Here is a 12,867-nt window from a genome sequence, read left to right as displayed (position 1 = left end):
CGCGTCATTATTAGCTGTTTGCGAGTTTCTTCATCACGACCTTGAACGTGTTTTCATCCGGGTCGGTGAAATAGAGATCGGCGTCGTAGCCCTGATCGTCCATGAAGTTGAAAATCCGCTTCGGTGCGTCGAGCCTGTAGGGCACGAGCAAGGTCGCGATCCGGTGGCGGGTCGCGGCAGGGTAGTGCGCCGTCAGGCAGGTGCTAACTGGCAGCCCCTCGTAGTCGGCGGGGTCCACGCCCGGAAAACCGGTTTCCTGCGTGATCTGCGGCTTGCCGCCCTCGGACCAGACGACCTGACCGTAGAAGCCCGATCGTTGCTGGGTGTTGCGAAACGAAGATTTGCCAAGCTCGTAAGGGTTATTGGCGTGCAGCAGCCAATCGACCGTGACCGGCGTTTCTGCGTCCACCTTGTCGATGATAACGAAGTATGAATTGCGCACGAAGTAGACCTCACGCGCGGCACGGGTCACTTCGGGCGAAAGGCTCTGGTACGCCGGCGTCGCATCGCCATGGATATAGATGTGGTCGTCACGTTGTTCGGCGGCGACGATGCGGCCCCGCGCGGCAAGGGCCTTGGCCTTGTCCTTTTCCGCATACTGCCCTTTGCCGTTTATCAGGATGGCGTTCTTGGAGCGGGTTTGGCGGCGCCAGTTGCGGTGCATCGAGGAATTGAAGGCCACGTAATGCCCTGACTGGATTGCCATGTCTTCGCCGAAGGCTGCCATGCAAAAAGCGTTCTGGTCGCCGTGGCTATGGCTGATCGACCCGTAGGGGGAGGACTTGAAGACGAACTGGATGTGTTCGTCGGGATTGGCCATGGCGTGCTGGATGCCGACCCAGCCGACACCTTTGAAATGGCGGAACCCGCTTTCGGGCGGGGTTGCCTCGACCGAGGGCCAGTCCGTGCGGAAAGCCAGCTCGTCAAAGCGGGTGTCCCACCAACCCCAGTTGTAGAAATCGCCCTCGGTGCCTGGGTTCAGGCGGTGGTTCTCATCGCAATACCACTGAAAGGCGCCATTTCCCGTTACTCCACCGAACTGGCGCAGGTTCATGCCGATCTTGATGCAGGTCAGATCGCCCATGGTGCTGTCGTCGCCGAAGGTCGCGCGGCGAGTGTTCGGGGCCTTGGTGTAAAGCGGGAAATCACCTGTATTCTGGAAGAACGGGCGTTCATAGACGTTGAGGCCGGTGTAGGACTTCAGCCAATTTGCGGCGTCCAGCAGATAGGAAATGCCGGTCATCCAGTAATGCGGCCCCTCGGCCCAGCCACCTTCGGCGTCGCCCCAAGGTGAATAAACTGTGTATAGAAACTCGATCGAGTAGTTCAGCCAGTCGCGGGCCTGTCCCGTCTCGTCGTCGTGAAGCAGGGCAATACAGGCGGGGATGATGCACGAGGACACCGACCGGACCGCGTGGCTGTCATAGGGAAACAGGTGGATCTTGGCGTTCAGGATCGCATGTTCGGCGATGTCGCGGGTGCGTTCGAGAAGGGCGGCGCGGACCGTGTCGCGCTCTTCCTCGCTCAGATCATCGTAGAGCCAGTCATAGCCCCAAGACAGAGCATTGCAGATCCGATAGGCCCATTCATCGGTATAGGCGCGCGAAGTGACACCCATCGGGTCCCAGCTTGCCGCTTCCAGCAGCCACTCCTTGGCGCGGAGGGTCATTGCCGCATCATTCGTAACCCTACCTCCGATGGCGAGGTTGCGGATGGCGTACCAGACTTCTTGCAGGTCGATATAGGTTTGCCGCCAGATCGGAGCCGTGCGTTGGTGATCGGGGTAGCCCGCTGGCTCGCGAATGATGTCACGCTCCATCCAAGGCAGTACAGATTTTTCGTAGAAGGTCGACCACGTGCAGTGATCGGGGTCGGCTTTCACCGCCTTCTTGAAATCGTCCAGCCGGTCATTGGTCATCCACAGACGCGGGTGATCTTTGGCGACATTTGCCAGACGGTCCTTGCGCGACGGCAGGGGTGTATCGGCCAGACCTTCGGCGATCGAAAAACTGCGGGTGCTGCTCCAGCTGCTGGAGGGTGCGCCCTTGTCCGCGTCCCACGTGGCGTAGGACCAATGATAGTCTCCAGCGTCCAGCGTGGTGTCGGGGGTAAAGAAATTGAGTGGCAGGTCCTCGAAGATCTGCGATTTTCCTTTGGGGAACTTCGGGTCGGTCGAGAGGCGCAGCACGTAGCGCGCGTCATCATCGACGACAGGAATCCACATGAAACGCGGAGGATTTTCGGCCACGTCCGTCTCGGCTGTTGGACTATATTGAATAGTCAAACGACCTGCTTTCGGTTCATCGAGCATTGGAAGTGTGGTGGCCGACATCGATCAGGGTTCCCGCATGATTTGTAGGAAAGGAAGGGGTCGGGGCGACGACGGTCGCCGCCCCGAACATGTGGATTTACTTGGCGCCGTACTGACGTTCGTAGGCGGACTGCATAACAGCCAGAAGCTCTTGCAGGCCCATCTCGTCGAGCTGAGCAAGATAGTCGTCCCAGTCTGCCTCCACGTCGCCATTGCCGAGAATCCAGCTTTGCTGGCGCTCAAGCATATAGTCGCGGATGCTGTTCCATGTGCGATCGTAGACTTGTTGTTCGTCTGCGGTGAAAGCCACGCCGAGGAAGTCGGGGATCAAATAATCACCCTGTTCGTAGAGTTCGATACCGGCTTTGGCGAACTCGTTGGTCCACTGCCATTCATAGTCGTAATCCTGGAAGTAACCACGGGCCTGAAGCTGTGCGCCAGCCTGATAGAGCGACCGGTTGACCGGCCCCTGTGCAAGGAATTCCTCGGTGAACACAGGCTTGCCATCTACCATTTCGTAGTGCTGTCCCTCGACGCCGAAGTTGGCAAGACGGCGGCCTTCCTCGGTAAAGAAGAAGTCGAAATACTTGACGGTTTCGACAACATTTTCGTTGGTATGGCCAATGGCCCAGCCATCAGGTTTTACGAGGATGCGGCGGTGCTCTTCGATGCGGCGGCCGGAAGGAGAGGCAGGCGGCAGCATTGCTTCCCATTTGAAACCGTCGATTTTTTCCGAGAGGCTGTTGTAACCACCGGTCGAGGCGAACCAGTCGTGCGTCGCACCACCAAGGTTTTCGGACAGCAGGAAGTCACGCGCAGAAGAACCGCGGGTGAAGATTTCCGCGTCGATCAGACCGTCAGAATACCAACGGGCAAGATTTTTGACCCCTTCGCGATAGCCTTCCCCGATGTAGCCGTGGGTGACCTGACCATCTTCCACGAGGAAGTCGTGGTACGTGTCAGAGCCGTGAGCGCGACCGTCCCAGAGTGTTACCAGACGGATAAGCTCAGGCCACTGGCGGGCAAAGAAAGGAACTTCGTCGGCTTCGCCGTTGCCGTTGGGGTCTTGGGTTTTGAAGGCTCGCAGAACCGCTTCATACTCATCAACCGTCTCAGGCATCTCAAGGCCGAGGGCATCCAGCCAGTCGGTGCGGATCCAGAACGCGCGACCGTATTTGCCATCGGGCAGATAGGGTACGTAATACATCTGGCCGTCGGCAGCTTTAACGGCTGCTTCGATATCGGGGCGTTCGGCGTAGTAGGCCGCGATATTCGGCGCATGCTCTTCGATCAGATCGTTGAGTGGCACAAATGCACCCTCGGGGCCGAACTGGTTCACAAAGTCGCGGATCCGGCTGGAGCCGACAATGTCGGGGATATTACCAGAGGCCAGCATCAGGTTTAGCGCCTCGGTGCGGCCTGTGTTTTCATCGGTCCGCATGTTCGCGCCGACGGTGTCGTTGATCAGGTGGATGCCTGTCAACTCGCGGGCGGCCTGCTCAACGGGCCAGCTTTCCTCGTAGATCGGATAGCGGGCGTGGTTCATCTGGATTGTCAGTTCCAGTGGCTCATCAACGATCATCAGATGACCGTCAGCGAAAGTCGGTGTTGTGACGGCACTCCCTGCAAGCAAGGCTGCCAATAGGCTCAGTTTACGCATAAGTTTTCCTCCCTTTTGCGATTTCGTAGTTATTCTTTGACGCCCCCAAGCAGGATGCCCTTCTCGAAGTATTTCTGGATAAACGGGTAGACGATCAGCACGGGGATGATCGAACAGACGATGATCGCCGCAGTGACGGTTTCGGCGCTGAACCCGGCGGCCGTCTGGACAATCGCGAATTCGTCATCGTCGCTGAGGTTCGAGATCGTGTGGCGCAGGAACACCTGCAACGGGATCTTGCTTTCGGACTGCAGCAGCACCATGGCCCAGAAGAAGCCATTCCAGCGGGCGACAATCAAGAACAGGGTGATCGTGGCGATGGCGGGCTTGCTGAGCGGGATGAAAACCTTCCACAGCACTTGGAAATCGTTGGCGCCGTCCATTCGGGCGGCTTCTTCAAAGCTCTGCGGGATCGACTCAAAGAAGTTGCGCAACAAAATGATGTTGAAGGCATTTATCGCAAAGCCGAGGATGATGCCGAACATGCTGTCGAGCAGTCCAAGATCACGCATGTTCAAGAAAAACGGAATGAGCCCGGCGTTGAACCACATTGTAAATGCGATGAAGAGATTGAAGAATCTGCGCCCCTTAAGTTGCGGCCGCGACAAGGCGTAGGCGCAGGGGATGATAAACATCAGCGACATGATCGTGCCGCCGATCGTGTAAATGAACGTATTGCGGTACGAGATCCAGAACTGGGGGTCCTTCAGAATGTAACCGTAAGCCTCGATTGTTGCATCGATGGGTGTCAGCACCACCTTGCCCGCTTGTGCCGCAAAGCCTGAACTGAACGACACAGCAGCGATGTAAATAAACGGGTAAAGGGTGGCGACCGTGAACAGGCCGATCAGGACAGAGACAACAATGGCAAAGAACTTGTCGCCGCGTGAATAGAGGTTCCATTTCATCATAGCGTGTTCCTCCTACCAGAGTGAGGTGCGCGAGAAGCGGCGCGACAAGGTGTTGGCGGTCATGACCAGAACGAAGGCGACGACAGCATTGAAGAGGCCTGCAGCAGCAGCGAGATCGTATTGACCGGACTGGAGACCCTGGCGATAGACCCAGGTATTGACCACATCCGCAGTCTCATAGGTTGATGGCTGATAAAGCAGGATGACCAACTCGAACGAGACTTCCATCACGTTGCCGATACGAATGATCAGCATGATCAGGATCGTTGGCAGGATCGAAGGAATGGTAATTTTCCACATCATCTGCCAACGGTTCGCTCCGTCCACTACCGCACTTTCGTAGAGCGACGGGTTAACACCGGCAATGGCCGCAAGAAACACAATGGAGCCGAACCCCGCCTCTTGCCAGATGCCCGTACCCACGAAGATCGGGCGGAACCATTGTGGCTGTGTCAGAAAGTAGACTGGCTCAAAACCAAGCCATCCGATGAACGTGTTGATGATGCCCGCTGTCGGGGAAAATGCGGTGATGACGATACCTGCGATAATCACCGAAGAGATAAAGTGCGGCAGGTAAACGATCGTCTGAGATGTCCGCTTGTAGGTTGCGTGCATGACCTCGTTGAACATCAGTGCAAGGATGATCGGCGCGGGGAAACCAAAGAGCAGATTGTAGAAACTGATTGTGATCGTGTTTTTGACGGCCCGAATGAACTGATCGTTCGAAAAGAGCGTTTGGAAGTGCTCCCATCCGACCCAAGGGCTTCCAGCGACGCCGCGGAAGATCGAATAGTCTTTGAAGGCGATTTGCAGGCCATACATTGGCTTATACAGGAAGACGAGGAACCAGATGATCGTCGGCAGCAGCATCGCGTAGATCTGCCACTCGCGCTTGAAATGATCAAAAATGCGGGTCCAGCGACCATCATCGAAACGCTGTCGATTTGCTTCGCTGGCCTCAATCACGGACTCTTCATAAGACTGTCCGCCGGCGGTTGTGTGTTCATCGGTCATCAGCTTCAATCCCCAAGCACAAGTGCTTTGCCGGTATCTGCATCGAAAATCTTGACCAGATGAGCCGGTATGTGGACTTTGTTGACGCCGGAGAGGCTATCAATGTCGTTTTCGGTATTCGCTTTGAAGACAAGGTTGTCTTCGCCGTGGCGGGCGTGCAGCAAAGCTTCCGAGCCAAGCGGTTCCACCAGATCAAGGTTGATCGGTAGGGGAGATGTCCCTTCTTCAGCCGTGAGGGTCACATGTTCCGGGCGAATGCCGACGATAACATTTCGACCCGCATGTGGCCCCGTCGCACCGTTGATTTTGATTTCCACATCACCAACCAGAGCGCCTGAGTCTGTCAGCGTCCCCTTCATTTGGTTCATTGGCGGGGAGCCGAGGAAGCCTGCGACGAATGTATTGCTCGGGTTGTTGAACAACTCCATCGGGGTGCCGATCTGCTCTATGGCACCGTTGTTCATCACGACGATCCGGTCGGCAAGGGTCATGGCTTCAACTTGATCGTGGGTCACGTAGACGGACGTTACCCCCAGTCGTTTGTGCAGACGTTTGATTTCAGCGCGCATCTGGGTGCGCAACTTTGCATCAAGGTTAGAGAGTGGCTCATCAAACAGAAATACTTTGGGATGACGGACAATCGCACGGCCCATTGCGACCCGCTGGCGCTGGCCGCCAGAAAGGTCGGCGGGACGGCGGTCGAGGTATTCGGTTAACCCGAGAATTTCGGCGACGTCGTCGATTGTCGTTTTGATCTCGTTTTTAGGCATTTTGCGAATGCGCAAGCCGAACGCCATGTTGTCGGCCACATTCAAGTGCGGGTAGAGAGCGTAGTTCTGGAACACCATCGCGACATCGCGGTCTTTAGGTGCGATCCGATTAACACGGCGGTCATGGATCGTCAGATCGCCTGCTGTGATTTCTTCAAGACCCGCAATCATGCGGAGCGTCGTGGATTTGCCGCAGCCGGATGGGCCGACAAGTACAACAAATTCTTTTTCTGCCACCGTCAGGTCGATCCCGTGGACCACCTGCATAGCACCGTATGATTTCACGATACCGCTTAGATTTACACCGGACATGGTCCCCTCCCTTTGGTGCGGCCCGAACGGGCGGCTCACCTGCGACGAATCGCTCGCCTGCATCTGGTATACTAGTCGATAAATTAAAATACTAGTCTGGCATACTAGTTTTGTTTTTGCTAAGCCTGTACAGATTGATAGCTCGGGAGGGGCTGAAAAGATGGCGCCATCAATAGCTCGAAGCAAACGTCGTACCAGTGTTGACGATATATTCGATTACCTTCACGAGCAGATAGCCTCGTTGCAGCTCAAGCCGGGTGACAAGATATCCGAGGCCGAGATCGCTGCGGACTTCGGCGTCTCGCGGCAACCTGTTCGGGATGCTTTCGGTCGCCTTGCCAACCTTGATCTCCTGCTCATTCGCCCACAGCGCGCAACGGAAGTACGACGCTTCTCGATGCGTCAGATTGAGAAGTCCCGCTTTATCCGCACCGCGATCGAAACGGAGGTCCTTCACCGGGCTGCCGCCAAGTGCGACACGATGGGTGCTGCACAACTGGATGCGGAGCTGATCCAGCAGCAAGCCGTTGCCGAAGCCAAAGACGTCGAACGGTTTGGCCAGCTCGACTATGATTTCCACCGGACCCTGTGCGAGATCGCAGAGGCCGACTACGCCTTCGACGTCATTCTTGAAGAAAAGGCTAAGGTTGATCGGCTGTGCATGTTGGGGATGGAAAAAGAACAACGGATGCCCGAGCTCGTAGCCGATCACCGCGAGATCGCAGAGGCCATCAAAGTCCACGATGCGAACAAAGCCGTTGAGGCCGGGTTGAAACACCTGTCTCGCCTCGACGACACGATCGCTCGGATCACAGCCACAAACGCAAACTATTTTGAACGCCAGACGACAGATTAGACCATCTGTTTGCAGGCGATCCTCCGCATGGTTCGACCGTAAGGCGACGTGCAGTTACGGAACCGGTCCATGCCCACAAAGTCAGTGCAGAAAGATGCGATGCCTTCACCGGGTGCGAAAGACGTGTTCTCTCTCGCTTGGCCGATGACGCTAAAGGCGATTTTTCTGCACGGAACCGTCGTGATCGACGGATTTTTGCTGTCTTCTCTTGGCGAAGGTCCACTTGCTGCGATGGGTCTCGCGGCAGCCCTTGGCGGGATCGTCCTTGGTGTGATTTTCGCATTCTCCCATGCCATGCAGATCCGGACCGCGCAGGCGTTCGGAGGCGGAGATCAGATTTTCTTGAAGTCGGTGTTGGCGTCGGGTTTGGCCGTCAGTTTGAGCATTGGCGTCATTGGCGTTGCGGCCATCCACATCTGGGGCGGCACGTTGATCAACGCATTGGCCCCCTCGGTCGAGATTGCACAACAGGCGCAAACCTATCTGTCTATCTTCACCGTTGTCATAATTGCAGAGGCCGTCGGTCAGTGTATTGCAAGTTTCTTCAATGGCTGTAGCCGCAGCAAGTTGCCCCTTTATGGCTACCTGCTGTCTGTGCCGGTCAATATCACCATCAGCATCGTCCTGATCCATGGTCTTTTTGGCTTTCCCGCGCTGGGTGTGGCGGGGGCGGCCCTTGGCAGCGCCATCGCAATCACGCTTCAAACAGCGTTTTGGAGCGTCTTGCTGTTACGCACCAACGGCCATCTGCGCCACGTGGTCGGTTGGCATCGTGGAACCTTCGTGCCCACCGTCAAACGACACATGCATTTCGCTCTGCCCATTGCTGCAACTTTTGTAAGCGCGACGCTTGCCACCCATGTCTGCTCATTGATCTATGCAAATATGTCGTTGAACGGATTTGCAGCCATGACCCTCATTGCGCCATGGAACTTACTGGCTGGACAGGTCGCGATGCAGTGGACACAGGCGACAGGTATCCTCGTTGCCCAACTGCTGGGCAAACGCACACCCGAAGACGTCCTCGATCACTTCCTGTCGCGGGCTTGGATGGGGGCCTTCGTGGCAGCCGGTATCGTCTCGATGATCTTTCTGGCCATGTGCTTGTCACTCGACTGGATCTATCCGAACCTTGAGGTGGAAACCCGTGCCATCCTTTTCAGCTTCCTGCCGATCCTGATGATTATCCAGTTCCCTCGCGCAACAAACGCGATCTGTGGCAATACCCTGCGCGCAGCGGGGGACACCGTCTATGTCATGCACATTTTCATTTGGACCCAATGGGCGTTCCGAGTGCCCGCGACGGCTTTGTTTGTGCTTTACTTTGATTTTTCCGCCTTCTGGATCCTATCGCTGTTTCTTTGGGAAGAGGTGCTGAAATTTCCCGCCTTCCACCGCCGCCTCTGGCGCGGCGACTGGAAACGGTCCGACGTCGCGGCCTGATCACCGCACCACAACATTCTGCATCACAGGAGAAACCAATGCTCAAAACCAACCTTCGCCGGGCCGAGCCGGAACACATCGCCGGGGCTGCCACCTACCTTGCCTCGCCCGCTCTACGCTTTGTGACAGGCATTACGCACCCCGTAGACGGGGAATGGGTGGGACAATGACGCGGCCAAAAATTCTTGTCGCAGGCACCGGATTTGCCGGCAAAGGCCACACAGCGGCCTTTCGCGCAGCAGGCACACAGGTCGTCGGAATGGTGGGGCGTACGGGTCACGTGGTACGTGATGTGGCAGCCGAGCTGGCGATCCCCTATGCTGGCACAGATTGGGCGGCCGCCTTGTCCGAATTGAAACCGGACATTGTCTCTATCGCGACGCCCGGCGGAGCCCACTACGAGCAAATCAAACAGGCCATCGCGGAAGGCTGTCACGTGTTCTGCGACAAGCCGATGACGACCAAAGGCTCCACGGCGAGCGAACTTCATGAATTGGCCACAGCCAAGGGCGTCAAAACCGCCTACGCCGCCAGCTTTCAATACACGCCCAGCGTCCAGCACGCCAAACGGTTGATCGCGGACGGTGCGATTGGTGAGCCGACCGAGATCGAGAGCATTTCGCATTTCAACCTTGAACGCGGCATTCCGTTTGGCTGGTCACATCGGGCCGAAGACGGCGGTGGGCGGCTCAACAACAACTTCACTCATTCACTCGCCATTGCGCAGGCGCTTACGGGAGGGGACATCCTGCAAATTGCAGGCGATGTTCGCGATGATCTTGGCCGCGCGCCCAAGATCAGTGGCGTTCACGACTTCACCAAACGCCGGGCTTTCATTCCCGACGATCTGGACGATCCGTCGCTTGAGTGGGGCGAAAGCAATGTCGAGTGGTCCTATACCGTGATGGCGCGTCTGGGCAGCCCGCTGGCTCGCCAGCCCGTCTCTGTGCTCTTCAAACACGGCGGTCTGGTGCCGCGTTTCCACGACGACCACATCGCAATTTACGGCACCAAAGGCGCTATTTATCTTAAGGGGCACTACGGCTCCGGAGCACTCTATGTGCATGACGGATCGGACTGGATAGAAACGCCAACACCCGCCGACCTCATCGAGGCTGTGCCCAAAGGGTTGGGCGAAACCGAACAATGCTGGCACGTTCTGGTAAACCATTTCTTGCGCGACATCCGCGGCGAAGCCGTGCCAACTTATCCGACCTTCGCACAAGGGAGCCTCTATCAGAACATCATCGACGTGATCCGGAAATCCGGCACGTGGGCCGTAATATCAGAGGTGACACCATGAAAATCAGTGATGCAAAGGTCTTCGTCGGCGGACCGGGAAAGAACTATGTCACGCTCAAGATCATGACGGATCAGGGAGTTTACGGGTTGGGCGATGCAACGCTGAACAATCGCGAAACGCTGCCTGCTGCCTATTTGCAGGACTACTTGATCCCGAACTTGATCGGGATGGACCCGCGCAACTCCGAAGACATCTGGCAGTTCTTCTATCGCGGGGCCTATTTTCGACGCGGTCCAATTTCCATGGCCGCGTTTGGCGCGATCGACATGGCGCTCTGGGACATCAAGGGCAAACTGGCTAACATGCCCCTTTATCAATTGTTCGGGGGCAAAAGCCGCGATGGGGCGATGGTCTATGCCCATTCCACTGGGGTCGATCTGCCGGATCTGATGGACAGCGTCGAGTCTTACGTCGAGCAAGGCTACAAGGCTGTTCGCGTACAATGCGGCATTCCCGGCATGCCGACCGCCAGTTATGCGGTGCCCGAGGAAAAGAACGCTGGCGGTGATTACATTACTGATTTCAGCGGAATTCGTCCCAAGACCGAAATCTGGGACACGGACCGTTACATGCGTTTCATGCCCGGCGCATTGGCCGAAATTCGTGATCGCTTCGGGCCGGATCTCAAGATCCTTCACGACGTGCACCACCGGCTTCTACCACGCGAGGCGGCTGAGCTTGCCAAAGCCGTCGAACCCGTTGGTCTCTACTGGCTCGAAGATCCGACACCGGCTGAGGATCAGGATGCGATCCGTCTCATCCGTCAGCATTCCACCACACCACTCGCCATTGGTGAGGTCTTCAATTCGATATGGGAGTGCAACAAGCTCATCGAGAATGAGTTGATCGACTTCATACGCATCGCCGTGACCTATGCGGGCGGCATCACGCATGCGAAGCGCGTCGTCGATCTTGCTGGCCAGCACCACGTCCGCACAGGTTTTCACGGCGCGCCCAGTCATTCGCCCATTTCGATGGCGGCCCAGCACCATCTGAATGCATGGGCCCCGAACTTTGGCATCCAGGAATACCTTGTCCTTGGAACACCCGAATGCGACGCACTATTCCCGTCAGAGCATAAGATGCGGGACGGGTTGTTTTACGTAAGTGAGGCACCCGGTCTTGGTGTGGATTTCGATGAAACCGAAGCCAAGCGGTATGAATACAAGCCTGGCAGCCATCCGGTTGTCAGGCTCGAAGACGGGACTCTTTGGAATTATTGATGACCATGGCTGATATTAAAACACCTGTCGGCGTCGCCTTGGTCGGTGCGGGCATGATTGCAAAAACTCATGTGTCAGCTTTGTCGTCCGCTAGAGGAAAAATACGCCTTGAGGCGATCGTCTCGCGACATCCCGACCGCGCACAGCCGCTTGCAGAATTCTATTCAGGTGACGCGCCGACTTTCACATCTGATTTGGACGCGATTGCCGCAAATCCGAACATTCACATCGCGATTGTGGCGACACCGCCCAGCGTACGACTTGAGATCATCGAGGGCCTGGCAAAGGCAGGCAAACACATCCTTCTCGAAAAACCCGTCGCGAGGACCGTTGCGGAAGCGGAAGAGATTGTTGAACTTTGCGAACGCGCGGGCGTGGCCCTCGGCGTGGTGTTCCAGCACCGGAAGAGAGCGCCTTCAATTGCCGCCGCCCGACTTGTTGCCAGTGACACACTTGGGAAGCTCGGCCTCGTCGAGATCGCGGTGCCGCTTTGGCGCGATCAATCCTATTATGACGAGTTGGGGCGAGGCACCTACACCCGCGATGGTGGTGGGGTGATGATCACCAACGCGATCCACTCAATCGACCTCGCGCTGAGCCTTACTGGTCCCCTAACACGCATTCAGGCGATGACGGCGACTACGTCTTTGCACCGGATGGAGGCGGAAGACTTCGCCGTCGCTGGTCTGGAATTTGCCTGCGGGGCTGTGGGCTCATTCGTGGCCAGTACAGCGATGTATCCACATCGCACTGAGGTGATCCGGCTGCATTTTGACCGGGCGTCATTGCGCATCGACAAAAATGCTCTCGAAGTCGATTGGCGTGACGGGCGGCACGAGGTCTGCGCGCAAAGAGGGGCGGGCCACGTCGTTACGCCGCTGTCGGGAGGCACGCATGAATGGCATCAAGCCGTGATCGAGGACTTCGTCCATGCTGTCCAGACCGGCGGAAGGCCGATGGTGACAGGCCGCGAAGCGCTGATCTCTCAGCGGGTGATAGAGGCGATTGAGATCTCGTCCAGTACGGGCCGATCAGTTGATCTGCCTGCCGTTCCCTGAGCAATA

At 56.9% G+C, this 12,867-nt stretch carries 10 protein-coding genes; 5 read left to right on the top strand and 5 right to left on the bottom strand.

Features of this window, described 5'->3' with window-relative positions:
- Positions 1-10: 10 nt before the first annotated feature.
- The 5 genes from BUB72_RS01370 to BUB72_RS01350 form a co-directional block, all read right to left on the bottom strand.
- Positions 11-2,332, bottom strand: coding sequence for a DUF4962 domain-containing protein (locus tag BUB72_RS01370; protein WP_073139348.1), 2,322 nt, complete (start codon positions 2,330-2,332; stop codon positions 11-13).
- A 76-nt stretch (positions 2,333-2,408) separates the two neighbouring features.
- Positions 2,409-3,971: an extracellular solute-binding protein gene (locus tag BUB72_RS01365; RefSeq protein ID WP_083588515.1), complete on the bottom strand. Its 1,563-nt coding sequence runs from the start codon at positions 3,969-3,971 to the stop codon at positions 2,409-2,411.
- A gap of 29 nt (positions 3,972-4,000) precedes the next feature.
- Positions 4,001-4,882 carry a carbohydrate ABC transporter permease gene (locus tag BUB72_RS01360; RefSeq protein ID WP_073139344.1) on the bottom strand — a complete coding sequence of 294 codons (882 nt, stop codon included), beginning with the start codon at positions 4,880-4,882 and terminating at the stop codon, positions 4,001-4,003.
- 12 nt (positions 4,883-4,894) lie between these two features.
- Entirely contained in the window at positions 4,895-5,896 is a 1,002-nt protein-coding gene (locus BUB72_RS01355; protein ID WP_083588514.1) for an ABC transporter permease, read from the bottom strand.
- A gap of 5 nt (positions 5,897-5,901) precedes the next feature.
- Entirely contained in the window at positions 5,902-6,978 is a 1,077-nt protein-coding gene (locus tag BUB72_RS01350; RefSeq protein WP_073139339.1) for an ABC transporter ATP-binding protein, read from the bottom strand.
- 160 nt (positions 6,979-7,138) lie between these two features.
- Between BUB72_RS01350 and BUB72_RS01345 the strand changes: the two genes are divergently transcribed.
- The 5 genes from BUB72_RS01345 to BUB72_RS01325 all read left to right on the top strand — a co-directional run bounded on the left by BUB72_RS01345 (position 7,139) and on the right by BUB72_RS01325 (position 12,861).
- Positions 7,139-7,834, top strand: coding sequence for a GntR family transcriptional regulator (locus BUB72_RS01345; RefSeq protein ID WP_073139335.1), 696 nt, complete (start codon positions 7,139-7,141; stop codon positions 7,832-7,834).
- Positions 7,835-7,903: 69 nt separating this feature from the next.
- A complete protein-coding gene (locus BUB72_RS01340; RefSeq protein ID WP_073139332.1) occupies positions 7,904-9,277 on the top strand; it encodes an MATE family efflux transporter in 1,374 nt (457 codons plus the stop codon).
- A 166-nt stretch (positions 9,278-9,443) separates the two neighbouring features.
- Complete coding sequence (locus BUB72_RS01335; RefSeq protein WP_073139329.1) at positions 9,444-10,580, top strand: Gfo/Idh/MocA family protein; 1,137 nt, start codon at positions 9,444-9,446, stop codon at positions 10,578-10,580.
- Complete coding sequence (gene manD, locus BUB72_RS01330; protein ID WP_073139325.1) at positions 10,577-11,803, top strand: D-mannonate dehydratase ManD; 1,227 nt, start codon at positions 10,577-10,579, stop codon at positions 11,801-11,803. The genes BUB72_RS01335 and manD overlap by 4 nt, the downstream gene beginning before the upstream one ends.
- Positions 11,804-11,808: 5 nt before the next feature.
- Entirely contained in the window at positions 11,809-12,861 is a 1,053-nt protein-coding gene (locus BUB72_RS01325; RefSeq protein ID WP_073140445.1) for a Gfo/Idh/MocA family protein, read from the top strand.
- Positions 12,862-12,867 lie beyond the last annotated feature (6 nt).

Source organism: Litoreibacter ascidiaceicola, assembly GCF_900129235.1.
GTDB lineage: Bacteria > Pseudomonadota > Alphaproteobacteria > Rhodobacterales > Rhodobacteraceae > Litoreibacter > Litoreibacter ascidiaceicola.
The sequence above is the reverse complement of the archived record's forward strand: the minus strand, read 5'-3'. Positions and strand labels throughout refer to the sequence as shown.